The 25,873-nt window shown below is 59.3% G+C and carries 24 protein-coding genes; 20 read left to right on the top strand and 4 right to left on the bottom strand.

The window, feature by feature from the left end:
• The first annotated feature begins 9 nt into the window (after window positions 1–9).
• The 3 genes from KUF55_RS03280 to KUF55_RS03270 all read left to right on the top strand — a co-directional run bounded on the left by KUF55_RS03280 (window position 10) and on the right by KUF55_RS03270 (window position 3,388).
• The gene (locus KUF55_RS03280; RefSeq protein ID WP_168152585.1) at window positions 10–720 is read left to right on the top strand and encodes a methyltransferase domain-containing protein; all 711 of its coding nucleotides are present in this window, start codon (window positions 10–12) and stop codon (window positions 718–720) included.
• Complete coding sequence (locus tag KUF55_RS03275; RefSeq protein ID WP_218817982.1) at window positions 717–1,889, top strand: NAD(P)/FAD-dependent oxidoreductase; 1,173 nt, start codon at window positions 717–719, stop codon at window positions 1,887–1,889. The genes KUF55_RS03280 and KUF55_RS03275 overlap by 4 nt, the downstream gene beginning before the upstream one ends.
• A 539-nt stretch (window positions 1,890–2,428) precedes the next feature.
• Window positions 2,429–3,388 carry an RNase H family protein gene (locus KUF55_RS03270; RefSeq protein ID WP_218817981.1) on the top strand — a complete coding sequence of 320 codons (960 nt, stop codon included), beginning with the start codon at window positions 2,429–2,431 and terminating at the stop codon, window positions 3,386–3,388.
• A 468-nt stretch (window positions 3,389–3,856) separates the two neighbouring features.
• Here the strand turns inward: KUF55_RS03270 and KUF55_RS03265 are convergent, their stop codons facing one another.
• Window positions 3,857–4,396 (bottom strand): hypothetical protein, encoded by a 540-nt coding sequence (locus KUF55_RS03265; RefSeq protein ID WP_218817980.1) that lies wholly within the window; start codon window positions 4,394–4,396, stop codon window positions 3,857–3,859.
• 223 nt (window positions 4,397–4,619) lie between these two features.
• Between KUF55_RS03265 and kynA the strand changes: the two genes are divergently transcribed.
• The 6 genes from kynA to KUF55_RS03235 all read left to right on the top strand — a co-directional run bounded on the left by kynA (window position 4,620) and on the right by KUF55_RS03235 (window position 9,307).
• The gene (gene kynA, locus KUF55_RS03260) at window positions 4,620–5,489 is read left to right on the top strand and encodes a tryptophan 2,3-dioxygenase (protein WP_218817979.1); all 870 of its coding nucleotides are present in this window, start codon (window positions 4,620–4,622) and stop codon (window positions 5,487–5,489) included.
• Window positions 5,490–5,498: 9 nt separating this feature from the next.
• Window positions 5,499–6,332, top strand: coding sequence for a PaaX family transcriptional regulator C-terminal domain-containing protein (locus KUF55_RS03255; RefSeq protein WP_218817978.1), 834 nt, complete (start codon window positions 5,499–5,501; stop codon window positions 6,330–6,332).
• Between the two features lie 161 nt (window positions 6,333–6,493).
• Window positions 6,494–6,832, top strand: a complete 339-nt coding sequence (locus KUF55_RS03250; RefSeq protein WP_218817977.1) for a helix-turn-helix transcriptional regulator — start codon at window positions 6,494–6,496, stop codon at window positions 6,830–6,832.
• Window positions 6,833–6,850: 18 nt separating this feature from the next.
• Complete coding sequence (locus KUF55_RS03245) at window positions 6,851–7,321, top strand: SRPBCC family protein (RefSeq protein ID WP_132362195.1); 471 nt, start codon at window positions 6,851–6,853, stop codon at window positions 7,319–7,321.
• 268 nt (window positions 7,322–7,589) lie between these two features.
• Window positions 7,590–7,952 (top strand): PadR family transcriptional regulator, encoded by a 363-nt coding sequence (locus KUF55_RS03240; RefSeq protein WP_132362197.1) that lies wholly within the window; start codon window positions 7,590–7,592, stop codon window positions 7,950–7,952.
• Window positions 7,952–9,307, top strand: a complete 1,356-nt coding sequence (locus KUF55_RS03235) for a permease prefix domain 1-containing protein (protein ID WP_218817976.1) — start codon at window positions 7,952–7,954, stop codon at window positions 9,305–9,307. Before KUF55_RS03240 ends, KUF55_RS03235 begins: the two co-directional genes overlap by 1 nt.
• 133 nt (window positions 9,308–9,440) lie before the next feature.
• Here the strand turns inward: KUF55_RS03235 and KUF55_RS03230 are convergent, their stop codons facing one another.
• Entirely contained in the window at window positions 9,441–10,217 is a 777-nt protein-coding gene (locus KUF55_RS03230; protein WP_255557274.1) for a transglycosylase family protein, read from the bottom strand.
• Window positions 10,218–10,995: 778 nt separating this feature from the next.
• On the opposite strand from KUF55_RS03230, the gene KUF55_RS03225 reads away from it, so the two are divergent.
• Entirely contained in the window at window positions 10,996–12,108 is a 1,113-nt protein-coding gene (locus tag KUF55_RS03225) for a YihY/virulence factor BrkB family protein (RefSeq protein WP_132362201.1), read from the top strand.
• 13 nt (window positions 12,109–12,121) lie between these two features.
• Here KUF55_RS03225 and KUF55_RS03220 read toward each other — a convergent pair whose 3' ends face one another.
• Complete coding sequence (locus KUF55_RS03220) at window positions 12,122–13,612, bottom strand: TIGR01777 family oxidoreductase (RefSeq protein WP_132362203.1); 1,491 nt, start codon at window positions 13,610–13,612, stop codon at window positions 12,122–12,124.
• A gap of 393 nt (window positions 13,613–14,005) precedes the next feature.
• Window positions 14,006–14,737 (bottom strand): M50 family metallopeptidase, encoded by a 732-nt coding sequence (locus KUF55_RS03215; protein ID WP_218817975.1) that lies wholly within the window; start codon window positions 14,735–14,737, stop codon window positions 14,006–14,008.
• Window positions 14,738–14,888: 151 nt separating this feature from the next.
• Between KUF55_RS03215 and KUF55_RS03210 the strand changes: the two genes are divergently transcribed.
• The 10 genes from KUF55_RS03210 to KUF55_RS03165 all read left to right on the top strand — a co-directional run bounded on the left by KUF55_RS03210 (window position 14,889) and on the right by KUF55_RS03165 (window position 25,867).
• Window positions 14,889–15,218: a hypothetical protein gene (locus KUF55_RS03210; protein WP_218817974.1), complete on the top strand. Its 330-nt coding sequence runs from the start codon at window positions 14,889–14,891 to the stop codon at window positions 15,216–15,218.
• Window positions 15,219–15,293: 75 nt separating this feature from the next.
• A complete protein-coding gene (locus KUF55_RS03205) occupies window positions 15,294–15,938 on the top strand; it encodes a DUF305 domain-containing protein (RefSeq protein WP_218817973.1) in 645 nt (214 codons plus the stop codon).
• Window positions 15,939–15,949: 11 nt separating this feature from the next.
• Window positions 15,950–16,552, top strand: a complete 603-nt coding sequence (locus tag KUF55_RS03200) for a DUF3105 domain-containing protein (RefSeq protein WP_218817972.1) — start codon at window positions 15,950–15,952, stop codon at window positions 16,550–16,552.
• A 28-nt stretch (window positions 16,553–16,580) separates the two neighbouring features.
• Window positions 16,581–16,877 (top strand): hypothetical protein, encoded by a 297-nt coding sequence (locus KUF55_RS03195; protein WP_218817971.1) that lies wholly within the window; start codon window positions 16,581–16,583, stop codon window positions 16,875–16,877.
• Between the two features lie 149 nt (window positions 16,878–17,026).
• Window positions 17,027–17,746, top strand: coding sequence for an SGNH/GDSL hydrolase family protein (locus tag KUF55_RS03190; RefSeq protein ID WP_218817970.1), 720 nt, complete (start codon window positions 17,027–17,029; stop codon window positions 17,744–17,746).
• A 5-nt stretch (window positions 17,747–17,751) separates the two neighbouring features.
• Window positions 17,752–19,539, top strand: coding sequence for a glutaminase A (gene glsA, locus KUF55_RS03185; RefSeq protein ID WP_218817969.1), 1,788 nt, complete (start codon window positions 17,752–17,754; stop codon window positions 19,537–19,539).
• Between the two features lie 134 nt (window positions 19,540–19,673).
• A complete protein-coding gene (locus KUF55_RS03180; protein WP_255557273.1) occupies window positions 19,674–20,636 on the top strand; it encodes a hypothetical protein in 963 nt (320 codons plus the stop codon).
• A 129-nt stretch (window positions 20,637–20,765) separates the two neighbouring features.
• Entirely contained in the window at window positions 20,766–24,230 is a 3,465-nt protein-coding gene (locus KUF55_RS03175) for a bifunctional RecB family nuclease/DEAD/DEAH box helicase (protein WP_218817968.1), read from the top strand.
• Between the two features lie 92 nt (window positions 24,231–24,322).
• Complete coding sequence (locus KUF55_RS03170; RefSeq protein ID WP_132362221.1) at window positions 24,323–24,502, top strand: hypothetical protein; 180 nt, start codon at window positions 24,323–24,325, stop codon at window positions 24,500–24,502.
• A 366-nt stretch (window positions 24,503–24,868) separates the two neighbouring features.
• Complete coding sequence (locus KUF55_RS03165) at window positions 24,869–25,867, top strand: aldo/keto reductase (RefSeq protein ID WP_132362223.1); 999 nt, start codon at window positions 24,869–24,871, stop codon at window positions 25,865–25,867.
• The last annotated feature ends 6 nt before the right edge of the window (window positions 25,868–25,873 follow it).

Here is a 25,873-nt window from a genome sequence, read left to right as displayed (position 1 = left end):
GGCGCCCCGATGCAGCGGGACACCATCGGCATCGAGGAAATGGACAGGCCCGACTGCGATCCCGTCCTGCTTGAGCGCACCTATGCCCAGTTCCCGCTGGTCAACCGGTGCGTCGCTGGCTGGCGATCGGTGTATCTGAAATTGGTTCGCCCCGTCCTGCCGCGTAACCGCACGGCCACGATTCTGGACATCGGGTGCGGTGGTGGGGACATTGCCCTAGCACTGCTGCGTTGGGCGCAGGCCGACGGATACAGCGTCAAGGTCACGGGTATTGATCCGGACCCGCGCGCCCACGACTTTGCCATCCGTGCGGTTGCCGTCGCCGGGCTCGGTCCCGGGGAACTGGAATTGCGCCGGGCCATGAGTGCCGAACTGGTGGCCGAAAAACAAGTGTTCGATGTGGTCATTTCCAACCATGTTCTACACCACCTGGACCCGATGCAATTGGCCGGAATCCTCGCCGACAGCCAGCTTCTGGCCGGGTCGCTGGCGATCCACAGTGACATCAATCGCCGGCGCTCTGCGCTCTTGTTCTTCGGTCTGGCCACCGCGCCGTTGGCCGGGAGCTCGTTGATCAGACGCGATGGTTTGCTCTCCATCCGTCGTTCGTACACCACCGAGGAACTCGCGGCGCTGCTTCCCCGCGGCTGGCATGCGCATGCCGCGGGCCTGTACCGGAATCTGGCCATCTGGCATGCGCCGCAACGGACCGGCCAATGATCGATGTTCTCATCGTCGGGGCCGGTCCCAGCGGGATGGCGCTGGCGATCCTGCTGCGCAAAGCCGGGCGCAGCGTGCGCCTGCTTGAATCCCGCACCGATATCGGCAAGCATTCGCGCGCCATCGGGATTCATCCGCCGGGCCTTGCCGTCTTGACGCGTCTCGGGGTCGGCGGGGATGCGCTGGCGGCCGGGGTGCGGATCACTCGCGGGGTCGGTATCTCTCGCGGAAGGGTCGCGGCAGAATTGGAGTTCGGCTCCATCCCGGCCGAACACCGTTTCGTGTTGTCGCTGCCGCAGAACCAAACCGTGGGGCTATTGCGCGATCGGTTGCACTCACTGGATCCCTCGGTGCTGCTTGAGGGCCACGAATTCACCTCGTTCACCACGCACGCGGGGTTCCACACCGTAGAGGCGAGTGCAGGCGGTAAGAGCAAATGGCTTCAATGCCGCTATCTCGTCGGGGCCGACGGCACGCGCTCGGCCGTGCGGCGGGCAGCACTGGTCCCGTTCCGCGGCCGCGACCTGCCGGATCGCTACCTGATGGGCGACTACGCGGATAACTCCGGCATCGGATCAATTGCCGCACTGTTCCTGCACGAGCACGGGATCACCGAGTCGTTTCCTCTTCCGGGGAACCAACGGCGCTGGGTTTGCTGGATCCGGGAATCGGAGACCGCGTCGCTGCCCGAACTCATCGTGCAGCGGACCGGGCACCGGGTCAACACAGGAGAAGACTCCATGCTCAGTCGGTTCCGGACCGGGAACTTTGCCGTGGACTCCATGCACCACGGGAACCTCATGCTGATCGGGGATGCCGCCCACGAGGTCAGTCCCATCGGCGGTCAGGGCATGACGCTGGGCTTGCTCGATGCCGCCGTGTTGGCCCCCATCCTGGATGCGGCGCTGGGCGGCGCCTTGGCACAGGACCAGATCGAGAAACAACTCGCGGACTTCTCGCACCGGAGGTTGTCCGCGGCCCGGCGCGCCGCTCGGCAGGCGCACGTGAACATGGCATTGGGGCGCCCGTTGTGGGGCCCAGCCACCGTGCCGCGCGACGCGCTGGCACGTGCGCTCTTTAACTCCAAAAAGGTTTCCGCCGCAATTGCCACCACCTTCACCATGACCCGCGGGGATGGCCGCGCACAGCGAGGGGAAACTCCGTCATAGAACAGCGGCGTGGCCATCTCCATGCTCTCGCGCACGCTGTTTGGTGGCCGCGCAGAAAGCGATGGCTCGGGGCAGCTACCCGGAGGGTGCCGTCGATAGAGCGGCCATAGAGCCCGTACAGAGCGACGATCAGCTGCTGATGCTGCAGCTTGGACAGCCGTGTTTCCATGCCTGTACAGACCTGCTTCGTCTAGAGTGCATCGAGGTCACATCAATCTTAGGCACACCCCTTCGCCCCCGGCGTCCTAGTTGGACTCGGGTCACCGTATTGGGCCGAGCGCGGCACCAGTCGCGGAGGTGGCCGCGAAGAAGGAAAAAACTGCGGGCCTGCCGTCCCGGTGCCGGGCGCCCTCTCACGGGCTTGGAATTGCGGTACCGGACGTGGCCAGCTGCCATCCGTCACTGAGATTTGCCGGACCGGGCCAAAATCTTCCCGTAAGCGGATCCGATTCCCTATCCCCAGAGCCTGTATTTTCGGTAGCTTTGAGGATCGGGTACGCCGCATGCTGCATACCCGGCGTCAAATCGAGGAGGAGAACATGCAGGCACCACGCCCGGCTCCTCCTTCCGCGCGATTCATTCCCGCAGTCCAGACGGTCACAGAACGTTCAGGAGTCACCGTTGAGGTGCGCGACCAGCACCAAACCATATTTTGGGCTGTGGTTCGTACCGCTGCGTTACAGGTCGTTACTCAACGGTGCGGCTTCCTGCCCGTCCACGAATCCGGGCACAAGCTTGGCGTGCTGATGGCCCACCTCGACAAGGCCATTCGCGCGGTGCGCTGCAACGCAGCCGAATCGGTTTATTGCGACAACGTATTACTGAACGGACAAGTCCGTCTGCCGGAGGCTCTGGCTCAGCTTGGATTCGAGGTCTCGGTACAGTTCCGCCCACCCGCCGGCGCTCGAGCCGCCATGGCGCTGCTCCAAGAACGCATCGAGGACTTCTACTGCGAGCTGACGATCACGACCGATGCCTCACGCAGTTGGCACAGCCCACTGATGGGCCACGGCTGGGTTCTGGATTACGGGCGGGGGTCTGTGCCCATGATCAACGCTTTCGCAGCCGGCGGCAAGGAAATCCTGCAGGGCGAACTCAATTCCATCTATTACGCCCTGCTGGACGCCAGCAGGTACCGCGACGATCTGTTCGCCGGAAAGGTGAGCTTTTTCATCCGTTCGGACTCACTATTGGCCATTAACCTGCTCAACAATCCCAAGGGGCATACAAGCATCAGGTCCGAGGAGGTGAAGCCTATCGTGCATAAGATCCATGATCTACTTTCCCGTTCCGAGGTCAAATACGGCTGGGTTAAGTCACATTCGGGTGATCCCATGAATGAGCTGGCCGACAGGCTGGCTTTGGTGGCCAGGCGATGCTCCGCGGCTAACATTTCCTCCGGTGAACGGCAACGCCTGCTCCTGCAGATCGCCGACGAGGGCGTCGACGTGGGCAAGACACTACCTTTGCGCATGGGGCGAGTCTTCCAAGTCCACTAGCCTGGAGCAATCGAGCCACGTGGGCGCTTCACCCTAGTTCCAGGACCGGCAACTATCAGGAAGCCGTTGCAGAAGCCCTTGTTCCTGTCCTAGCGGGTAGCCGATACTTTTCCTTGACAACCACGGCGTTAGGACGGAAATCCCGAGCGGCCAACCGAGCTTGGCGCCGGGCGTGATCTTGGCACCGCTCAGAGACGCGGCGATGTTGCTGGACGCCAGGGGACGCCGGTTACGGGCCCCCTCCCCGCGGGGACCGGAGCCAACGACCCCGGTCCCGATAAGGGCGGTGACAAAAAGAAAACAGGTGCGTCCAAGTGCTATCAGGATGAGTCAATTAGGCACTACGCCGAAAGCACAGACAAATACCTGTGACCCACATTTTGTCCGCGGGCCACACGAGTCGTACCCTCGACCCTGAGCAATTTTAGGTCTGCATCTCGACGTGCCGTCAGGATGTTGCGTACCTGTCTAGCGCCAGCGCAGGCGGGGGTCGGAACCGGTCTTGCAGGTGTAGATCTTGCCGTTCTTCTTGCCGATACCTTTCTTACCCTTGTCGGCCTTGGCACAGAAGGCACCCGGTGTGACCTTTTGGGGCGCGGCCGTCGCCCAGGCCTTCTTGATGACTAGGGTCTGCGTTTTGGCTACTTTGAGCTTCTTTTTGCCAACCGTGTAATTCACCGTGGTGGTCACCTTGTAGGTTCCGGCTTTCAGCGCGACTGAGGCTTTGTTCTTAGCTACAGTCTTCTTGCCCTGTTTTACAGTCAGTAACTTCTTGGTGACTTTGACACCCTTTGCTGCTTTGACCGACGGCTTAATGGTGGCTTTCGCCGATCCCTTGACCGTTTTGTTGGAAATCTTATTGAAGGTGATGGCCGGAGCCTTCTTGCCTGCAATCACAGAAACCGACTGAGTCGGAGCCAGCGGTGCTGCCGTGGCCACACCCACACCAGAAAAAGCGATTGTTGCAGCCATCGCAATGGCCGCAAACGTACGATTAATTGAATTCAAAATTTCCCCCAGAAAAACACAACGACCTCATGGTCATCTACCCATTCACATCCAATAAACAATAAAACCACAGATTTCATTAAAGCCATCGAAGCGTTACCGCGCTAACAACCGGAAAAATCAACAGTGTGATGAAAGTGCGCCGGTTGGGCATGGGGCATGTCAAATTCTAGGGCGCATTTCATTATCTTGACGCTCGTCGAGAAACTGATACGATTTTTCTATGGCCTGCCCACACGCACAGACACCCGAGGGTGCACGCGAAATTGAAGAAACCGTCCGCACAGACTTCAGCAACGCCATGTCGTACGGAGGATATCTAGATCTCGAACGCCTGCTTTCGGCACAGCACCCGGTCAGCGTCCCGGAACACCACGATGAAATGCTCTTCATCATCCAACACCAGACCAGCGAACTCTGGCTTAAGTTGATGCTTCATGAACTCATCGAATCGCGTCGGCTCATGGATAACGACGACATTGGTAAATCGCTAAAATGTTTGGCTCGCGTCAAACACATCCAAAAGACCCTGACCGAGCAGTGGGCGGTGCTCGCCACTCTAACCCCACGTGAATATGCGCAGTTCCGTGGATCGCTCGGCTCATCTTCTGGCTTCCAGTCTTATCAGTACCGTGCCGTCGAGTTCATCCTGGGCAACAAGCACGAAGGCATGCTCCAGGTCTTCGAATCCGACCCGAATGCCCATGAACTACTTTCTAAGCTCCTTCATGAACCAACGGTTTATGATGCCTTCCTCCGCGCGCTGGCCCGCGCGGGCTACGCCGTCCCGGACGAGATCTTGAATCGCGACGTTTCCAAGCCATGGGTCTTCCAAGAATCGCTGGTTCCCATCTACAAAGACATCTACGAGTCCGATGACACTACTTGGAGCCTGTATCAGGCTTGCGAAGATCTCGTTGACTTGGAGGATAACTTCCAAGCCTGGCGCTTCCGCCACATGCGTGTTGTACAGCGCACCATCGGCTTCAAGAAAGGCACCGGAGGCTCTTCGGGTGTTGATTTCCTCAAGCGGGCGTTAGATCTGACGTTCTTCCCAGAGCTCTTCGCTGTTCGCACCGAGATCGGCAAGTAGCACCGGCACATGCTTTCGGAACTCGATGACCTTGATGCACGGCCAGGCAGCACAACTTCTTTGGTCCGCACCATCGTTGGGCTATACCTTCGCGAGATGGGGGGCTGGATCTCCTCGCCGCACCTCATCTCGTTAATGGACACCCTGGGCACCACCCCACAGGTAACCCGGACAGCGATTTCTCGACTGAAAAAGAAGGGAATCTTGGATCCACAGGCCCGCGGCGGTGAGTCCGGATTCGCACTCACCGCCACTGGTCGCGGCATCCTTGCTCGCGGAGACCGGCGCATATTCGAACCAAGGTCGATGGCCAGCGATGACAATTGGTGCATACTCTCGTACTCAATTCCTGAAGCGCAGCGCGAACGGCGCCATCAGCTGCGTAAATATCTGCAGGGAATTGGTGGTGGACTCATGGCGCCGGGGTTGTGGATTTTCCCGGACTATCTACGCGAAGAAGTTTGGGAGATCCTCAGGGTCTTAGATCTGAAGAATCAGGCCACTGTCGTCGTTTCCAATACCCTAGAATTCACTGGAACACCCCAGTCCATGGCAGCGATCTGGTGGGATCTTCAATCACTGGACTCCCTGCATCGTTCTTTTTTGGCGCAGAACGGAAAAGCCGCAAACGCGTCTAAGTCCAGCCCCGCCGACAGCTTTGCTACCTACGTACGGGCCATAGATTCATGGCGGACCATACCCTACCTCGACCCTGGACTGCCCCTATCTTTTCTACCCGAAGATTGGCCGGGAAGAGCGAGTTCAAAACTATTTCTGAACATACAATCGGGCCACGCTGCGGCGGCCCGGAAGTACATGGAATCGTTGACGAAACGTCACTGAGGACCCTTCCGGAACACCTGAGCGCCAGCTACGCCAGCTCCCGCATTGAGGACAGCTCGGAAGCCGGTTGAATATTATCGCCTCGCAACCCTTGACGCTGTTGAAAAGCGGGTGCATTCTTATATTCAACCGAAGGGTTGATAAAGAAAAGAGTTGAATACGTGACGTTTGACGATGAAAAGCTCAATAGGGCGTTCTTGGCCCTTGGGGACCAAACGCGGAGGCAGATCATCGTCCGGCTCGCCGCCGGACCGGCCACCGTAAATGAACTCGCCGAACCGTTCAAGATGTCCGTCCAGGGCATCTCGAAGCACATTCAAGTTCTTGAACAGGCGCACTTGGTGACCCGCACTCGCGAGGCTCAGCGCAGACCAGTTCACTTGAATCCTGCTCTCCTCGCGGAACTGACTGGTTGGATCGACAAATATCGACTGCTTGCAGAACAGAAGTACAACCGCTTGGATGCCTTACTCAGAAGCCAATCCGCACCCCGCGGATAGATTCGCAAAGGACTCGACATGAGCAATGCACTAAATGTCACTATCCCGGAGGGCGCACCCTTCATTGAATTCACTCGGGAGTTCGATTTCCCCGTTGCCGCCGTGTTTGAAGCACATCGAAATCCGGAAATGGTCGCCCAATGGCTGGGCCCGAATGACATGAAAATCGAAGTTGACCACTACGACTTCCGAACGGGAGGTTCCTACAAATACACGCACACAGATGACACTGGAAGCTACGGCTTCAGCGGCGTGTTTCACAAAGTCCGCGAGAATGAATTCGCCCTTCAAACATTTGAGTTTGACGGCTTCCCTGACGTTGTAGCCATGGACTACATGCATTTCGAAATCCTAGCCGACAATCGCTGCAGGTTGGTCGGACATTCCGTATATCCCTCACAAGAGGCCCGTGACGGGATGGCCGCATCCGGCATGGAGGTCGGCCTTTCACAGGGGTACCAGCGGCTTGATGCCTTACTTACCAATTAGCGATTGATCACACACGGCAAGTAGCGCTTACGACAAACCGCAACAATGCCCACAGAGCGCGCATAGGGAGCCACGTCAGTCCTGCCTGGCACCACTCCGTGGCCCCACTAGGTTCTTCTCCCCTGGGACGATGGGAAACTAGTGGGGCACACGTCGTTAAGCACAATCGCGGCGGATTCGCTCCATTGAGCTGCTCTCCATTCCCCGCCATTGCAATCTGCGAACACCAGGCGTTCAATACCTAGTAGATCTATGTATAGGAGTCACCGTGCGCATTGACAAGGATTTGGTCGCCGCATCGGCAACCCCGCTCGTGTTGGGAATCCTGACGGGCGGAGAATTGCATGGCTACGCCATCATCAAGCGCGTCAATGAGATCTCCGGCGGGAACATGGAATGGAGCGATGGCATGCTCTATCCACTGCTGCACCGTTTGGAACGGCTCGACCTGCTGCGAGCAGCCTGGACCACCTCGGAGTCCGGCCGCCGGCGCAAGCACTACTTCATCACGGAAGCAGGTCGTGCCGCGCTGGCCGAGCGACAGGGGCAATGGGAAGTCGTCGCTGACGCGCTGCGGCAGATATGGAATGCTGCGCAACACCCACTCCCTGCAACAACGAGGAATGCATAATGGAACCGCATGCGGGCCTTGAAACCCAAATAACCGTATGGCGCGATTTTCTAGCCCGGCGTCAGGTAATTTCCTCCACCGACCTCGATGAGCTCGAGGATCACCTGCGCGAGCAGATCGCCGACAGGAGGGCCGGCGGGCTCGACGATGAGGAGGCCTTCCTCGTAGCCATCAAGCGTCTGGGAAACTTGGATGCCGTTTCACGCGAGTTTGCACAGGAACATTCTGAGCGGTTGTGGAAACAACTTGTCCTACTTCCCGAGGGTGCAACGGGCGCGGACACCGGAGTCACCTTGTGGCGAGAACTCACCGTGGTCATTTCCCTGGCTGTAGGTGCTGGGCTAGCACTCAAGGCGGGACTCATCTGGTTGGGTGATGGCGACGTTCTGCTGCGTAACCTCGGCCTGCTGGTCTTCCCATTCCTCGGGGCATACTTCGCGTGGAAGCGTGGGCTCTCCGCGCGCACGGTGGTTGTCCTGCTCGGTGCGTTCCTTGCATTGGCCGTAGTTCTCAACGTCTATCCGTTTGTTCCCGGCGGTTCAACCTGGTTGCTTGCTGCGCTGCACGCCCCCGTGCTCCTATGGGTAATGACGGGGCTGGCGTATGTCGGCGGTCAATGGCGCTCCGATAGCAGGCGCATGGACTTCGTCAGGTTCACCGGAGAATTGCTCATCTACTTCACCCTGCTAGGACTCGGTGGAGGTGTACTGATGGGGCTTTCTTTTGCCATGCTTCAGCTTGTGGGCCTGGATCTGGAACCGGTCATGGAGGCGTGGATCTTGCCCTTCGCTGTCCCCGGGGCCCTAGTCATAGCAGCCTGGCTGGTCGAGGCCAAGCAGAACGTCATCGAAAACATCGCACCGGTGCTCACACGTGTCTTCACTCCGCTGACCATCGTGATGCTGCTGGCAATGCTGGTTGTTCTCACCACCACGGGTAGCCTGCTCAATGTTGACCGTGGTCTGCTCATCCTGATGGACGCGATTCTGATATTGGTACTGTGCCTGGTGCTCTACTCGCTCTCGGCGCGCGATCCGCTGACGCCGCCAGGATTCTTCGATGCCATGCAGCTCATACTGATCGCAACGGCGCTGGCGGTGAATGCCGCTATGTTGGCAGCGATGCTGGCCAGGATCGCCGAATTCGGCTTCAGCCCGAACAAGGTGGCCGCACTGGGGCTGAACCTTTTACTTTTAGTACATCTGGTGCGCGCCATCTGGCTCGGCGCGGGATTCCAACGCGGAAGTCGGTCGTTCGCGTCGCTCGAACACTGGCAGACACAGTACCTGCCCGTTTATGGTCTCTGGGCGGTTGTGGTGGTGCTGATATTTCCGCCGGCATTCGTCTTCGCGTGAGGTCGCGTCACGTAGCCGCTCGACGCTTCAAGCGACTACATCCGCAAACACAAATAGGCTGCTCCATAGTCACTTGGGGGTTGACTACAGAACAGCCCACTTGGCCGTTTGCCCGCTCTCGCGAGGGACCGGTTTACTTGGAGGGCAGGTCCAGGGACTGTCCAACAAAAATGAGGTCGGCGTTGGGAACAACGTCGTGGTTCAAGGAGTACAGGTCGCTCCAGCTATCCAAGCCCTGATCCTGCGCGATCGTGAACAAGGTATCGCCGGTCTTGACCGTGTAGTTCTTGCCCGAGTCGGCGACGTTGACGTTGATCGTCGGTGCCGACGAGGTCGGAGCGCTTTCCACGCGGTTGCCGGTCGAGGTCACGCTCTTGGAGGGGACCGACTTGATCTGCTTGGGGGCCGACTTGTAGGTCGACTCGTTCGACTTGTAGGTCGACTCACTGGACTTGTAAGTCGACTTCTTGGGCGTCGAAGTGGTGGACTTCGGTGCCTGCTGAGTGGTCGTTGCCTTCGGCTCGCTCGAGTTGGAGCCAGCGATGCTGCCCGACTTGCCGGAGAGGCCAAGCTTTGCGGAGCAGGCAGGCCATGCGCCCCAGCCCTGGCTTGCCAGAACCTTTTCGGCTACGGCGATCTGCTGAGACTTCGATGCGGTATTAGCACTTCCGCTGCCACCGAATGCGGCCCAGGTGGAGCTGGAGAACTGCAGTCCACCCTTGTATCCGTTGCCGGTGTTGATCGACCAGTTTCCACCGGACTCACAATTTGCCAGCGCGTCCCAAGTGCCGGTGCTTGCTGCCGATGCCGGAGCAACGGTCATGACCATGGCGCCCCCGGCCAATGCCAAGGCAGCTGCAGTGGCTGCGCCGCGTCGAATGTTCTTGCTTTTGGTGTTGAGCTGGATCATGTTTCTCCAGTGCCATCCTCCGCATAGGTCGTCCAGGACCATCATGGCAGCGTCGTCCGGCGTCGCAATCGACGTTCGAGTGGCTACCGCCGTAATGGACAACGAAGGATCTTCGGCGGTAGTTGTGACGTGTTCCGTAACTTGCTGTTATAGAAACGTTACTCAAAGACCGTACGACACTACCCCGGGGCCGAGTCAAGCCAAAGTCGTCCAGTTTCTAGAAAGCTCCTAGTCAAAGTGCAATAAAAAGTTAATCACACCGGAAAACCTGACAGTTTGGGCAAAATATCGTCAAATGGCCGTTACAAAACTGATATTTTCAGCTATTGACTAGTGACAAAACCATCTGCTGTGAATTGACTTGGAGTTCGCGGGCTGCGAGCTGGAAACGAACCGACTTGGTGGCACTCCACGCGACAAAACCAGCCTCGAGGTTTCCGAGAGCATTCCGTTCCCTTGCTTCAAAACTGCTGACCGGAGCTATAAACACACACGAGCTAAACCGTCGTCCCGACCACTGCAGCTCTTCAGGAACAGCACCACGTTTGCACTTAGCGCAACAACGGTGAAATATTCTTCACCATAAATTGCACCGACCGTGGTAACCGAAAAAGCAGCCAAAGGGTCCCACGCCACTACCCACAATGCTGAATCCTGTGTTGGACCGACAACGTGTTTACTGGACACCGCGCGCGTGGCAGTTGCCCGACAGTCGGTTCGCTGGCCCGTAAGGTGGAATTATTCCAGCCGATCAAGCTAAAAGTAGGAGAAATCGACCGTGGACCAGTCAAAACCAGACGGACTCGAGCTACGCAGAGATACCTATCTCTATGCCCTCCAACGAACGCTTCGGGAATTCTCCCGCGACGGGGTGACCGACCTGGCCGCTTCGTTGACGTACTACTCGGTCCTTTCCTTGTTTCCCGGATTACTGGCATTGCTTTCGTTGCTTTCATTGCTCAGCGGAGGCGACGAAGCCCGAGACTGGATGACTCAAACCATCGGCCAGATCAGCACCCCGGAAATGGGTGAAACCGCTGGCGCTCTCCTAACGCAGCTCGGCGAACACACCGGGGCTGGCTGGACGTTATTGATTGGTTTGCTGGTGGCACTGTGGTCGGCCTCCGCCTATGTGGGCGCCTTCGGCCGAGCACTAAATCGCACCTATTCCACCGAGGAAGGGCGTCCACTCTGGAAATTGCGACCACAAATGTATGTTTTGACATTGGTACTCCTTTGTCTAGCCGTGGCGGCGATCGCTATCCTCGTACTCTCCGGGCCGGTCGCCCGTGGACTGGGTGAAGTCCTCGGGCTCGGCGACGCGGCATTGCAGACCTGGAATCTCGCCAAGTGGCCGGTGCTCCTGATCATTGCCGTGTTGATGGTCGCCATGCTTTACCACTTCACCCCCAACGTCAGACAGTCGAAATTCCGTTGGTTCAGCGCGGGGTCGCTCGGCGCGCTCGTAGTCCTGGCGCTGAGCACTACAGGCTTCTTCTTCTACGTAGCGAATTTCAGCAAATATCAAAGTGCCTACGGTGCATTGGGCGGCGTCATCATCCTGCTCTTGTGGATTTGGCTGGCCAACATCTCGCTATTGCTCGGAGCGGAGCTCGATGCCGAGCTGGAACGAGCCAGAAGGCTTCGACAGGGCCAAGCAGTGGAGGAGGTCTTGGGGCTTCCTGTTCGCGACCAATCAGGGATCGATAAGGCACGCTTGGCATTACTTGATGATCGCGAGAATGCACGTGCCCTGCGGGTGCGAGCCGGTGCCGATATCCAAAGGGATGTCAAGATCTCGGGCCCAAGGATGCCGTGGGGAATGTTCGCGGCGACGGCTAGTGGAGTTGGCCTTTACTTACTCGGTCGGCGTCACGGCCCACGGAAATAACACGCCTGCGTCGTTAGGACCGTCCCAGAACGTGGCGTAATGCCGCTTCAAGGTCAACGTTCCTAAATTTGTAGCCACTTTCGGAGACCTTCCGAGAGGACACTCGTTGGTCAGCAAAGGCTAGCTCCTCCGCACCTTCCTTCCCCAGAAGCAGCCGCGGACCAAAAGCAGGTACGGGGAAGGCTGCAGGACGACGCAAGACCCTGCCCAGCACTTTGGCATATTCCTTGGCTTGCACTGGGTGGGGTGCCACCGCGTTGACCGGTCCACGCACGGTGTCGGTCAACACTGCGTGCGCATAAATGCCAACCACGTCGTCGAGACCGATCCAGGACTGCCATGCTTCCGAACCGAGCCGGCCACCGAGTCCCACAGCAAAGAGCGGCAGCATCTGTTGCAGCATGCCGCCTGCCGGGGATTGGACTAGTCCAGTTCGAATATTGACTACCCGGATTCCCGCCTCGCGGGCCGGGTCACACGCACGCTCCCACGCCTCGCAGACCTCGGCTAGGAAGTCGCTGCCCGGCTGGGAATTTTCATCCAGTTCGCTGCCGGTGCTAGCGGTGTAGGGATCCGCACCATAGATTCCGATGGCCGATGCAACAATGAAACTACGTTGCCGCCCGTCCTGTGCCAGTGATGCCATGGACCGGGCGAGCAGATCCGTACTCAGAATCCGCGAGTCGCGAATTTTCTGCTTGTTCCGTTGTGTGAACCGACCGCCGATCGTGTGACCCGCGAGGTTCACAACCGCATCAACGTCTCGCAAATCCTCGCGGTCAAGAACCCCATGTTCCGGGTCCCAGAAGATGCGGTCAATTCCATCGGCAGCCGACCGATCGCGCACTAGCCGCTTAACCCGATGTCCTCCCCCAGTGAGCAAGGCGCAAAGTTGGGTGCCGATCAGGCCTGAGGCTCCCGCCACCGCGATGGTGAGCGGCGCTCCGACACGGCCAGCATGGAATTCAAGATCCGCACGCAGCATCCGCTCCCGGTAGCGAAACACTTGGTTCAATTGGTGCCGCATCGCGTCTTCGGCCAGCCGGTTCGGGACGCGCCAAGGCACCTTGCTCAGCACGGGAAGTTCAAATTCCACGACATCGCGCATGATGGTGCCTGACTGCGGGGTCTTATTGTCGTCTTCGAAGAAGTGCTGATGCTCCCAGCGCGCCATCGGTCCCGATTCCATGATGTCGGTGAAATCGCGTCCGGGATTAAGTGAAATGTGTTTGGCATGCCACGGCATTTCCGTGCTCGCCCATCCTGGCAAATTTAAGGTCTGCGCCGCTGTCTGTGCGGCTGCTCTCAATCCCGTGGCCACGGTTCCGGGAACTCCGATGCCCAAGACTGCCCGAGAACCCACAGCTAGACCCTTGTCCGGTTCTTGACGGATGGTTCCAATGAAAGGCGCGGTTAGCCGAGGCAGGGCGCCGGGACGTTCAAACCAGCCAAAAACCGTTTCCCTCGGATGCGGCAGGTGAGTCGTATATTCGAAGATTGCCATGTCAGTTTCCGTCCCTAGCCAGTGTTGTCGTCCCCTAGCACCAACACTAGGTGACATGACGTCGTCTCTGTCAACCATCGGTTGCGATTCTCAGCTTCTGCGGTAGACCAAAGTGTCGGTGGGCGGCGTTTGACTGGATACATCGATCCGTTGAAAGGGAGCGGTGAAAATGAGCCTCGGCATGCCGGCGTATCCAACCCTCATGGAATTGCGCGCAGCAGGGTGGACCCTGGAAGAAATATCAGTGACTTACGGTGTTCGAGAACCGGAAATCAGACGGGCTTTGGCACAGCATTTTCGTTGCACAGAGGTCGGCACGCGATCTTCCGAGCAGAACATATGAGGCATTCGATAGCTCTCTTGAAGGGGACTGGTGAAGCGGCAGAATCGGTGTCAGCCCAACATCAGCAGGAGCATCCGCGCCGCGAGCACCACTGACACCGCAATGACCAGAATGAAGGCGAACAGCCAGAACCACGCTGGTAACCAGCTGCGTTGAGACAGCAGATAGGCGTCGGAGGAATCTAACAGTTCGCGCCTGCGAGTGTGCACCCCGAGGACCTTGAACAAGTCTCGAACGCCACCCACGAGGAGCATCAACCCTAGTCCCAGTACCGCCCAGGCCATGGCTTGGTCCGGGGTGTACACCACCAGTAGTTGAGCAGTGAGAGCCGAACACAATGCCACAGCTATCCCCACGCCATTGCGCAGGAAAAGCAGTGAACCCAACAACAGCAGCGCTCCGATGGACAACGCGGCCGAGGCATAGCCGTAATAGGTCGAGGCAACCAGAGCCAACCCCACCACTGCTGGTGTCGGGTACCCCCAGAAACCACTGAAAACCGCCGAGAAGCCCGGTTTGCCACTGCTGGCCAATTCTCCCGAGTGGTCAAGCCGGATTTTTAGGCCATGGACAAAGCGACCCGTTACCAGCGCGGCGAAAGCATGGCCCAGTTCATGAACAAACGTCACATACAACCCGAAAAATCGCCATGAAGCCCGTGGCACCGTCAAGACAAGGCACAGGGTTATCAGCCCCACTATCGGCAAAGGGGTCAGGCCCAACGGCTCGGTCTTGCTAAATCCCGCGAGTACCGCTTGCCACCAGTGGCCGATTAATTCCATCCATCAACCCTATGTCCGCTCGCGGTAGCCCAGGACCGGACACCGCTGTCCAACGGGAAACCCTCGGTGGTTCACAGGAAAAACACAAACTGCATTCATATCCTTGACTGCTCAAGTAACTTATTTTGCGAATACAAGGAACGGCGTGCGGGTGAAACGACTATTGGGACTGCTGGTGGCTTTAGCCTTGCTGTTCCCAATATGCCAGAGCTCCGGCTTCCTCCCCGCCGCTGAGTCGACGAACCATGCCGGCGTCGAGCATGAGGCAGGTGCACGGCATTGCCCTACCGATGCGCCCAGCAAAGTGCAATGCACCGCCGAGCTTGATCTGCAATTGAATCTTTCACAGATCGCACCGTTGCCGGATTCTTCCGGGTCATTCGGTGCACGACCTGCGGCAGGCGACCTTATGAACTGGGCCACGAAATCGCAGCAGGCCAGGGCACCAGATCTGCACGAGCTTTCCATTTCACGAACGTAAACGGCCCGTCCTCACACCGCTGCCCGCGCATCGCCAGTGCCGATGCATCCGCTTTATTCGTTCCAAGGACCGTCGATGTCCAAAACCAAAACCTCACGATCGCTCATCATTGCCCTGATCGTGCTCATGCTCGCCATGGCCACCGGTGGCTGGATCCTTGGATCAGCCAATCCACGTAGCAATTTTCCCTCCGAGGCCTCGCCCGAGGCTGGCTTCGCCCGGGACATGCAAACCCACCATCAACAAGCGGTGCAACTCTCGATGATTGTTCGCGAGCATTCGACCAACGACGCGGTGCGCTCTTTCGCCTACGACATCGCGTTGACCCAACAGCAACAATCGGGTCAGATGTATGCCTGGCTGGAGCTCTGGGGCTTGCCTCAAACCGGAGAATCCATGACTTGGATGAGTTCGCTGCTCAGTGAGGATGCCGGTCACTCGAGTCACGGGAACGTGACAGCTGGAGCGGAACACACCATGGCCTCCATGGGCATGGCCAGCGTGGAAGAGATTCAAAAGCTCACCGCTGCCCGCGGCGCCGCCGCAGACAAGCAATTTCTTACCCTCATGATCGCCCACCACCATGGCGGCGTCGAAATGGCTCAGGCGTATTTACAACGCGGAGATGACCCGATGGTCACCTCGTTCGCCAACAAGATCATCATGACCCAACAGGCCGAAATCTCGGCCTTGACCCAGCTGCTGACACAGCTGAGCTAAAGGACCAACCCATGAATAAGCGTGAAGAAGCCCAAGCCGTCCTTGCCCAGGCCCGAGAGAAAGAAAAACGGACCAAGATCCTGACGATCTCGATCATTGCCGCCGCAGCGCTGGCGATAGTCATCCCGACAACCGTGGTCATCACCGGCGCCTCCAGAGACAAAGCTGCAGCTACCGCCGCCGCGGCCGCCCCCATAGAGGGGGTCCAGGACTACAAAATCGCCGCGGCCAACCATGTGTCCACCCCCGTAAAATACGACCAGACTCCCGGTGTGGGAGGGGACCACAACCCGGTCTGGCTCAATTGCGGTGTCTACCAAAGCCCCGTGCCGGAAACCAATGCCGTGCATTCGTTGGAGCACGGTGCCGTGTGGATCACCTACGACGGGATCAGCGACGAAGAGGTTTCTGCGCTGACCAAGGCCGTGGGGGAAAAGACCTACATGCTGCTATCCCCGTACCCGGAGCAAGGGGCCAAGATCAAGCTCAGTGCCTGGGGCGAACAGCTCAGTGTTGATGCGGTTGACGATCCTCGCATCTCAACGTTCATCACCAAATACCGTCAGGGTCCGCAAACCCCGGAACCAGGTGCCCCCTGCACCGGCGGCATCTAAGCTATAAGAAAAAGGAGAACATCAACTCATGTCATTCTTGCCCTCAGCCATTGCCGGAGCCGGACTCATTGGCGGCTACGCCGTGGCCCGAAGCACCAAAAACCGCCAGTTGGGCGGTGCCGTGCTTGCAGCCGCAGGCACCGGAGCTTTCCTCCTATGGAAGGCCAACACGGGTGTCGGCACCGCGGCGGCTTTAACGGCCCTCTACGTGGGTGCGTTCGGAGCATCACATCCGCTGGCGAAGAAGATGAGGGCCTGGCCCGCCGTGAACTCAGTCACCGCAGGGGTGGTCATCACCTCGTTGGTAGCCGGACGCAAGAAATAGCCTGACGGCTGAAGCCGCCGCGGTTTTACGGAAGTATTCCTCCACCCAACCACGGCGGCTTTGCCATGTCCGCGCGCGAATCGTTGTGGGAATGAGTCCATCATCTTTCTTCGCCCCCAGTACGCTTATTTCAGGAAAGGGGCCATACCTTGGGAACTCATAAATCTCGTTTAACACTCGTTGCCACAACGCTCTTCGCCGGCATGCTGATCCAGGGCGGCATGGGCCCTACCGTGCAACCCATTCCGCAGGCATTCTCCGTTCCTGCCGGCGGCGAACACAGCACGTTCAAGGTTGCCGGAGACTCCATCACCGCAGCCGGTAGCAATACCGTTGCTGCCGGACACGTGGGTGAGGCATCCTGGGTCAACTTTGTTAACGATCCCGAGACCCCCACCGAACTGATCTGGACCGGCGGTTGGGCATTGGGCGGTGCACAAAGCGGGGACATGGCATCTGCTCTGCGTAATGGATCGGCCGATTCATTGGTGATCCTGGCCGGAACCAACGATCTGGCCCACGGCAACGGTCAAGAAAGGATCGCTAAAAACCTTGCCCGGATCGCCAACATCGTTAAGGCTCCGGTGGTGCTGATCAGCAGCGTCCCGCCACGCGACGATGCGGCGGAGGCGACCGTGGCCTACAACGAGTTCCTTGTCCAGCTCGCCGGCGAGCGCGGATGGCGGTTTGTTGATGCCGCGGCGGGACTGCGCAGCGATGCGAACACCTTCCTACCGGGACTCAGCGATGATGGGATACATCCCAACGCCGCCGGTGCGCAAATCCTAGGCAACGCCATCGGCCAGGCATTGACCGCTACCCCCATGTCGGAGCTCGCGGACAACACCGGTCTCGAGCCCCTAAGCTAGGAGCCATGCGCTCCCCCATCGACAGCTACCTCGCTGATCTCTATACTGATCTGTTGGCCCTCACCTCCGGTACCCCCTATCAGGGAATTCCGGCCATGGCAGACGCCGATACCTCAAAGTTCGCGATCGCACTGGCCACCGTTGACGGGCATATTTATCATGTGGGGGATGCGGAACTACCCTTTTCCATCCAGTCGATTTCCAAGCCGTTCTCCTATGCGCTCGCGCTAGATGACAATGGCCAGGATGCCGTGGATGAAAAGATCGATGTAGAACCCAGCGGTGACGCCTTTAACGAGATCTCGCTGGCCCGAGACACCGGGCGACCTGCCAACGCGATGATCAACGCCGGCGCCATCGCCACGATCTCGCTGGTCAACGACGAAGAATCCTCGCGTTTCGAACGCATCCTTAACCGTTTCTCCGCCGCGGCCGGACGTCAATTGCAGTACAGCGAAGCCATCTTTGCCTCCGAAATGCGCACCGGGCACCGCAACCGGGCACTGGCTCACTTACTGCGCTCCTTTAACATCATCGAAAAAGACCCCACCCCGGTACTCGAGGATTATTTCCGGGCTTGCGCGGTCATGGTCAGCACCAATGATCTGGCCATGATGGCAGCAACTTTGGCCAACGGGGGAACCCAGCCGCGTACCGGCGAACAGGTGATGAGCAAGGAAGCCGTCCAGCGCACGCTCTCGGTGATGACCACCTGCGGGATGTACGACGACGCGGGGTCATGGATCGCTGCCGTGGGACTACCGGCAAAGTCCGGGGTGGGTGGCGGGCTGATCGCGGTGCTCCCGGGACAGATCGGTCTGGCCATCTACTCCCCCGCCCTTGATCCCCATGGTTCATCGGTCCGTGGACTCGCCGCCAGCGAGCGCATCAGTGCGGATATGGGACTGCACTTCGTGCGCGCGGCACGACTGGGTCGCTCGGTGATCCGCGAGCACTACGACATTACTCAGGTTCCTTCCCGCACACGGCATACCGAGGGTGCGGTGAAGCTCTTGGCGGAGGTTGGAATGCGCGCCCACATCGTTGAACTGGGTGGGGACCTCCTCTTTGCCGGAACCGAGTCGATGGTTCGTGAAATCAGCGAACTGGAGGGCACCATCGAATTGGTAATCCTTGACCTGCGCCGGGTAGATGAGATTGATCAGATCGCCGTCCGGATGATTAATCAGTTGGCGGATGGGCTGGCCGCGGAAGGACGCACCCTGGCCCTGGTTCAGGAACATGTATTTGAGCCGTTGGCATCAATTCAGGCCTTCCCCAACCGCAATGAGGCGGTGGAATGGGCCGAATTCACGCTCTTGGCACGCCATGGCAGCCCCGATCTGGTGCCCACCGAGGTGGCAATCCGTGATTTCGCCGCACTGACCCCGCTTGAATCCACGGACATCGCCAGGCTCGAAGCGCTCATGGAGGAGAGCCGGATCGAAGATGGGCGGATCCTGCGTACCCCGGGACAAGAGTTCGGCGGTGTGTACTTCATCCTCAGTGGAAAGGTCGTCACCTCCACCGTGCAAGCGGGAAGGCTGGTTCGCCATGCAACACTTTCGGCGGGTATGACCTTCGGCGAGATGGCCTTGGGCGGGGAGGGCGAGCAGACCACCCGGGTGACGGTTGAGGGGCGACTGCATCTGAAGAAATTGTCGGCCGCGGCCATTAACCGTTTGGAGGCCGAGGCCCCCGAGGTGGCGTTGCGTTTCTGGAAGGCAGTTGCCCGAGACGCCTACACCCGGGTGGAAGCCAACATCAAGGATTCGGAGAATCCGCTGCACTAACGCGGCAGCTACACCAGAAAATGGATCAAGCCTTCGTTCACGTGCGCTGACCGGTCTCCAACACCCGCGACGGAAAGCACCCGCGGGTATATCATTTTCCATATTCCAATTACCCCGCCACCGAAGGGTTTTTCGTGACCGCTGAGACCCCCACCGAAGATCCGGACGTGCCAACGACTCGATTTGGCGCGATCGGCACTCAAGCTCCTCACCAAAGCACGACTAAAGATGTACCTCTTGCGCTACTGATCGGCCTGCTGGGCGCAGTGCTGGGGCTGCTCCCCTGGTTGTTCACTGGATTGCGGCTCCCGCTTCAGAATTTGTGGAATACCGAGGTGTTGCCCGCGCAGATGCCACTATCCCTGCTTCCGCTGAGTCAATACGAGCTCACCACTCTGGTGGCACTCTTGACGGTGGGTGGCGCATCGGCAGGTTTGGCGATACGCCTTTGGGCTCCTGAGCGTCGGAAACTGGTGCTGTGTTGTGCCGCGGCGGGCGTGCTCGTGGTGCAGCTGGGTGCAACTGTTCAGTCATTCATGGTGCTTGAAACGGGCTTGGACGGCGGAACACGATCGGTCCTTTACTTTGCCGGGCTCCTCGCGGGAGTCATCATTTGCATCATCGCCGCCATGGTGGCACTGATCTTGATTGCCTCCACGTCCCGGGCCGTGACGACGCTGGGCGTAGGCCTCATGGCGACGCCACTCACCTCGTGGGTCTCCGAAGCGCTAGTGAATCTGCTGGGGGCGGCAAGTCTTCCCGCCACAGTGTTGATGCTGCTGCGCTGGCTGCCGGCGGTACTGGTGGGTGCGGGGTTGGCGTGGTGCGGCCTACGGTCGGTCAAATTCGTGGTGGTATGGCTGGTGAATTTGGTTTTTCTGTGGGTATTTCCCGCGCTGTTCATCACGGTCAATTACGTGTTCGGATCCCGCGTTTTGCTCTCGGATCCGCAGGAAATCGCATCTGCCACTCAGCAGATATTGGCCGCCGCGCTCGGGCCCAATGGAGGGGCCGGCCCCCTGTTGATTCTTGCGCTGGCCATCGGGCTCGCGGGTACCGGAGTGCGGGAAGTATTACGCCGCACTAGAAATGGCTGACGTCTTTGGTCGTGCGGTGTGTGCCTTCTGGCTCGCGGATCGCTACATCGTGGCCAGCCCCTATGCCAAAGCGTGTCCAACGGGTGCTAGTTTCGAAGCTTAGCCAAGTTCAAAGGAGCACCCCCTCTCGTGTTTTTCCTCGATCAGGATTTGATCTACTCCGCCTCCGACCTTGTGGTCGCGGCAAGTTGCGAGTTCGCCTCGTTGAGCAGGCTTGATGAACGCTTGGGGCGCAGCGCCAAGGTCGACTTCGGCCCCGACGAAATGCTGGATCGCACCGCAGTGCTTGGTGATGCCCATGAGCACAAGGTCCTAGAGGAACTTCGTGCAAAATTTGGCGACTATGACCCTGCCAGCGGGCGCGGAGTCAAAATGCTTGCCGCCGGAGTCCGTGGGGATCGAGCTTCGCTGCAAAGTGCCCACGACGAAACGTTGCAGGCACTGGTCAAGGGCGCCGATGTGGTGTTTCAGGCGACGTTCTTCGACGGTGAATTTGTTGGTTTTGCCGACTTCCTGATTCGTGAGGATGACGGAAGCTACGCGGTATGGGATACCAAGTTGGCCCGCCATGCACGCGTCACGGCACTGCTACAGCTGGCCGCCTACGGGGACCAGCTGATCACTGCCGGCATCCCCGTGGCCGCTCACACCACCCTGGTGCTTGGGGACAAGGCCCACTCGGTACACCAGATGCATGAGCTACTCCCGGTGTTCAAGGACCGCCGAGCCCGCTTCAAGACCCTGGTTGCTGAGCACCGCGCGGCGACCCAACCGGTGGCATGGGGCCAAGACGGCATTGGCGCCTGCGGTCGCTGCGACTACTGCTCCGCCCAAGTGATCGCCCACCGTGATCTGCTTTTGGTAGCTGGCATGAGTACAACCAAACGCAAGAAGCTCATGGATGCCGGGATCACCAGCATCGATGCCCTTGCCGCCAGCAACACGGCGCCGCGCGATGCTCACCACAAGCTCGCCGAGCAGGCACGTATGCAGGTAGGACTGGCTGCCACCGATGGAACCATCGGCGGAGTTGCCTATAAGATCGCCGGCACCCAAACTATCTCCCGACTTCCGCTACCGGATGCCGGTGACATCTTCTTCGACTTCGAGGGCGACCCACTGTGGCAGGATCCCTTTGATGAGTCGTGGGGGCTTGAATACCTCTTTGGAATCATCGAAATCGACACCAAAGAACCCGTCTTCAAACCGTTCTGGGCCCATTCGCGGGCCGGCGAGCGCAAGGCCTTCACCGACTTCGTCGCCTATGTTGAGGCGCGGCGGGCCATCCACCCCAAGATGAAGATCTACCACTACGCAGCCTATGAGAAGAGTGCGCTGCGGAATCTCTCGCTGCGTCATGTCGTTGCCGAGGACACCATCGACGCGTGGCTGCGTGATGGGCTGCTCGTTGATCTCTACGACACCGTGCGGCATTCCCTCCTGATCTCCGAACGCTCCTATTCCATCAAGAAGCTGGAGCCGCTGTACATGGGTGAGCACCTGCGCGGCGGGGACGTCAAGGATGCCGGAGCCTCGGTAGTGGCCTATGCCAGGTACAACGAACAACTCTTGGTTGATGAAACCGCGGCCCAGCAAATCCTGGAATCCATTCGCGACTACAACGAATATGACTGCCTCTCCACGCTGCGTCTACGCGATTGGCTCTTGGGCTTAGTTGAGCACGATGAACGTGCCGAGTGGGTCGAAGAGGCTGCGCTGCCCGGGGTGGATGATGTGGAACCGAGCCCCGAGGAAATTGCCCTGCGCGATTACCTCGAAGCACTGCCACAGGACCGGGCTCTGTCCAACGACGAACGAGCGATCGCCATGGTTGCCGCAGCGACCGGTTACCACCGCCGCGAGGCCAAGCAATTCTGGTGGGAGCACTTCGACCGTTTGGAGAAGCCCTTTGATATCTGGGCGGATACGCGCAATGTGTTTGTCGTTGATGACGCAACGGTCGTCCAGGACTGGCACAAGGCCACGGCCCGTGCCCAGGTGGAAACCAGGGTCACAGAATTAAGCGGCTCCATGGCCGAAGGATCCGATTTCCGCGTTGGCAGTTCCTGGTTCGCTATGTATGCCAACCCGCTGCCGCCGGAGCTGGAACCCAGCAGCGCGGGTCGGGCCGGAATGTTTAATACCGTCGTGCGGGAAAACGATGAGCACATTGTGATCGCCGAAAAGTCCAATAAGAAGGTGCCCGCCTTTGGCACGCTTCCGGTGGCACTGACCCCTGATCAGCCGATCAACACCACCTCCCTGCGTGAGGCCCTAGCCGAGCTGGCACGCAGCGTCGGCGGAGCGCTTCCTTCCCTGCCCAAGCACCCCGGCATCGATATTCTGCGCAAGACCGCCCCTCGCTTCAAGAACCTCTCCGCGCCCCCGCGCCCCGCCCTGGTTGAGGGTCGCGCCAACGTCGTGGGTGCCATCGTGGAAGCCTTGATCGATCTTGATCATTCCTACCTTGCCGTTCAGGGACCTCCCGGCACCGGAAAAACCTATGTTGCCTCTCACGTCATCGCGGCACTCGTTAAGCAGGGCTGGAAGGTCGGGGTCGTGGCCCAGTCGCATGCGGTGGTGGACAACGTCCTGACCAAGGCCATCACCGGGGCCGGAGTACACCCGGAACAGGTCGCCAAAAAGCTCAAGGCCGGGGACAAGACCGAAGTTCCGTGGTCCGGCACCACCGATGATGCCGTGGAGGAACTGCTGAATTCCGATCAGGGCGCACTGATCGGTGGCACCGCATGGACCATGACCGGCAAACGGGTCCCCGAAGGTTCCCTTGACCTGCTGGTCATCGACGAGGCCGGACAGTATTCACTGGCCAACACCTTGGCCGTATCTCGCGCCGCCACCCGGCTACTGCTCTTGGGTGACCCTCAGCAATTGCCACAAGTCACCCAGGGCTCCCACCCGCAACCGGTGGACGAATCCGCCTTGGGCTGGCTCAGCGCGGGGCACCCGACCTTGCCCGAGGAACTCGGCTATTTCCTCGCCGACTCGTGGCGGATGCACCCCGAGCTATGTTCCAAGGTCTCAGCGCTGAGCTACGAGTCCAAACTTCAATCGGCCGCGGTCGCCGCCACTCGCTCACTCGCTCAGGTTCCGGCCGGGGTCGCCACGGTGTTAGTGGAACACCGGGGCAATACGACGGCGTCCCTCGAGGAAGCGCACGAGGTCATTAATCAGGTCCACACCCATTTGGGCTTGTCGTGGATTGGCGGCGAAGGCCAGGCACCGCGTCCGCTAGTCGCCTCGGATATCTTGGTGGTTGCCGCCTACAACGCCCAAGTGAACCTGCTACGCACCGAGCTTGATGCGGCAGCACTTGAAGACGTCAAGGTGGGCACCGTGGATAAGTTCCAGGGCCAAGAGGCCCCCGTGGTGATCGTTTCCATGGCGTGTTCTTCGGCCGACGATGCCGCGCGCGGCATTGATTTCCTGTTGAACCGAAACCGGATCAATGTGGCAGTTTCGCGCGGGCAATGGCGCGCCGTCATCGTTCGGTCACCGGCACTCACCCACTTTTTGCCCAGCACCCCGGCGGCCTTCGCACAGCTCGGTGCTTTCTTGGCACTGGGGTCCTGACTCGAGGGGTGCCAGCCCTTCCGCGGTTGGCACCCCTTGGGCTTCATCTCCCGGCCATCGCTCGGCCTTGTTCGGAGGGCATGGTTAGGGGCATGAACAGCTCAGCACCAGATAGCCCCCTCTTCATCACCAACGACTTTGCTATGCGCGCCGTGACTAGCGAGCTGCGTTTACTGAATCTCCACGCCGAAGGACACCATGCAGGAGATGGCGACGGCGGTCTGCTGAGCTCATCGGTAGCCGGCCGTATGTCAGCTATCCATGTGGACTGATCTGCGCATCGTTCTTCTCAGAGATCACCATTGGTCCTAGATCATCGTGGGGTCACGGCTCTGAGGCTCCGTGTTGACCGGCGATACCCGGCCGGTGAGGTTCACTGAGACGGTTGCGCCTTGAATTCACCGTCATAAAGTCTTTTGGCTCGCCACCAATCTCCCGGGCATCATCCGGCTCAAGGGTGAGGAATCATCTCATGCATCCGCTGACCCCGCATCCGGAACTGCTCAAATAACCGCAAGGCACGGCGGGCCCCACCTTCAGAAGCTAACTATTAATGCGGGATGCACCGTGGGGACTTAGTGACGAACTGGGTCGTGCTCGCACCCCGCGGCACCGTCCCCCGTGCTAGAAATGGATGCATGAGACCTCGTTTACTGGCAGGAAAAACCGTCAACCCGCTAGGCTTTGGCGCCATGAATATCGCCCACGGCTACTCTGATTTCCCCACCGATGAGCAAGCCGGACTGCTGCTCAATCGGGTGCTGGACGCGGGTGTTGATCACATCGACACCGCCACCCTTTACGGCGGAAACCGCAGCGAAGAACTGATCGGAAAGTACCTCGGCGGCCGGCGTCACGAGTACTTCCTGGCATCCAAGGGCGGACTGGAACTTTCTGAGGGACGCGGAAAGATCGATGGACGCCCCGAAACACTTCGCGCTCAGGTTGACGCTTCGCTATCCCGACTGGGCACCGAGCACATCGACCTGTACTACCTACACCGACTTGATCCAGCGGTTCCCGTCGAAGAATCTGTCGGTGCCTTAGCGTTGGCAGTGGAGCAGGGCAAGATCGGTGCCATCGGACTGTCGGAGATATCGGTCGCCACCTTGCGCGCCGCCACCGAAGTTCACCCCATCGCGGCGGTACAGAACGAGTATTCGCTGGCCACCCGCAACCCAGAACTTGGCATGGTGGACGCCTGCGCAGAACTCGGCACAGCCTTGGTCGCTTTTTCCCCGCTCTACCGGGGCTACCTCTCCGGCAACCTGCGCGGTATCAATGCGCTGCAAGACGGCGACATGCGCCATCACATGCCGCGTTTCAGCGAAGAAAACTACCCCCACAACCTCGCGCTGGTCGACCGTCTCGCCGAGCTGGCGACTCGCCTAGAGACCACCGCCGCCGCACTGTCCTTAGCGTGGGTACTGGCACAGGGCGAGCACGTTCATGCCATCCCGGGAACCAAGGAACTGAGCCACTTCACGGAAAACCTTGGCGCCCTTGAGCTCGTACTTTCCCCCGCTGACCTGCAGCAGGCCGGAGAGATCATTAATCAATCGACGATTGCCGGGGCACGCTACAACGTCCACCAGCAAAAGACCATCGACTCCGAGGACTTTGCGCCCGTTTCCTAAGCTGGA

Source organism: Paeniglutamicibacter sp. Y32M11 (genome assembly GCF_019285735.1).
GTDB lineage: Bacteria > Actinomycetota > Actinomycetes > Actinomycetales > Micrococcaceae > Paeniglutamicibacter.
This window is presented reverse-complemented; position numbering and strand designations above follow the sequence as displayed.

Excerpts from the sequence above, each read along its gene's own strand:
- KUF55_RS03280 (WP_168152585.1), top strand. The coding sequence starts at position 10 with ATGCAGCGGGACACCATCGGCATCGAGGAAATGGACAGGCCCGACTGC.
- KUF55_RS03245 (WP_132362195.1), top strand. The coding sequence starts at position 6,851 with ATGAGCAATGCACTAAATGTCACTATCCCGGAGGGCGCACCCTTCATT.
- KUF55_RS03205 (WP_218817973.1), top strand. The coding sequence starts at position 15,294 with ATGTCCAAAACCAAAACCTCACGATCGCTCATCATTGCCCTGATCGTG.
- KUF55_RS03200 (WP_218817972.1), top strand. The coding sequence starts at position 15,950 with ATGAATAAGCGTGAAGAAGCCCAAGCCGTCCTTGCCCAGGCCCGAGAG.
- glsA (WP_218817969.1), top strand. The coding sequence starts at position 17,752 with ATGCGCTCCCCCATCGACAGCTACCTCGCTGATCTCTATACTGATCTG.
- KUF55_RS03215 (WP_218817975.1), bottom strand. The coding sequence starts at position 14,737 with ATGGAATTAATCGGCCACTGGTGGCAAGCGGTACTCGCGGGATTTAGC.
- KUF55_RS03165 (WP_132362223.1), top strand. The coding sequence starts at position 24,869 with ATGAGACCTCGTTTACTGGCAGGAAAAACCGTCAACCCGCTAGGCTTT.
- KUF55_RS03195 (WP_218817971.1), top strand. The coding sequence starts at position 16,581 with ATGTCATTCTTGCCCTCAGCCATTGCCGGAGCCGGACTCATTGGCGGC.
- KUF55_RS03235 (WP_218817976.1), top strand. The coding sequence starts at position 7,952 with ATGGAACCGCATGCGGGCCTTGAAACCCAAATAACCGTATGGCGCGAT.
- KUF55_RS03230 (WP_255557274.1), bottom strand. The coding sequence starts at position 10,217 with ATGATCCAGCTCAACACCAAAAGCAAGAACATTCGACGCGGCGCAGCC.
- KUF55_RS03170 (WP_132362221.1), top strand. The coding sequence starts at position 24,323 with ATGAACAGCTCAGCACCAGATAGCCCCCTCTTCATCACCAACGACTTT.
- kynA (WP_218817979.1), top strand. The coding sequence starts at position 4,620 with ATGGCCTGCCCACACGCACAGACACCCGAGGGTGCACGCGAAATTGAA.
- KUF55_RS03275 (WP_218817982.1), top strand. The coding sequence starts at position 717 with ATGATCGATGTTCTCATCGTCGGGGCCGGTCCCAGCGGGATGGCGCTG.
- KUF55_RS03270 (WP_218817981.1), top strand. The coding sequence starts at position 2,429 with ATGCAGGCACCACGCCCGGCTCCTCCTTCCGCGCGATTCATTCCCGCA.
- KUF55_RS03220 (WP_132362203.1), bottom strand. The coding sequence starts at position 13,612 with ATGGCAATCTTCGAATATACGACTCACCTGCCGCATCCGAGGGAAACG.
- KUF55_RS03255 (WP_218817978.1), top strand. The coding sequence starts at position 5,499 with ATGCTTTCGGAACTCGATGACCTTGATGCACGGCCAGGCAGCACAACT.